At 69.0% G+C, this 659-nt stretch carries 1 pseudogene; it reads left to right on the top strand.

The annotated features are described in order from the left end of the window. A pseudogene (locus EN984_RS36760) lies at positions 1-659 on the top strand (PAS domain-containing sensor histidine kinase); the annotation flags it as partial.

Below are 659 nucleotides of genomic sequence, written 5' to 3'. Positions count from 1 at the left end.
GATTGGCAGTGACCGCGCCATCATGGTGCGGCTGGCGACCGGCATGACCAGCCGCGCCGTCGGCTTCCTGGCCAGTGCGGTGACCATGCCGGACGCCGAAAAGGCGATCATGCTGGCAGTGCCGGCGGCTCAGACCGGGTCACGCAGTGCCGGCGAAATCGCCGCGCGCGCCATTAGCGGCCTCACCGAGGATGGTCATTTCATCGCCTTTGTCGATGCCGGGGGCAACGTCGAGGCGGCCTCGGAAGGATTTTCGGCACTGGGCATCCTGCCGGAGACGCTGGCGGCACTGGTTGCCGACGTCGCAGCCGAGAGCGACCGCATCGTCAAGCGCCTTGTCCCCGGCGGCACGGCCTCCTACCCGGCAGGGCTGGCAAGATTGACCGAGGAGCGGCATCTGCTGGTGGTGATCGACGAGGACCAGCTCGACGACACAGCCCCTGCGGGCGAACATCCTACGCAAACCATTGCCGAGACGGCACCTGCTGGCGACGCGGCTTCCCAGCCGGAACAGGGCCGCGAGGCACCGACCGACGAACCGAGCGCCTCGCAGCCGGCCGGCGACATCGCCGCATCGCAGCATGAGATCGCCGATGCGATCGGGCAGGCGCCGACGGCGGCTAACAGCGATCAGCCGGCAGCAGAGCGCATGCCCGCGC

It is taken from the genome of Mesorhizobium sp. M7A.F.Ca.CA.004.12.1.1, from assembly GCF_003997835.1.
Lineage (GTDB): Bacteria > Pseudomonadota > Alphaproteobacteria > Rhizobiales > Rhizobiaceae > Mesorhizobium.
This window is presented reverse-complemented; position numbering and strand designations above follow the sequence as displayed.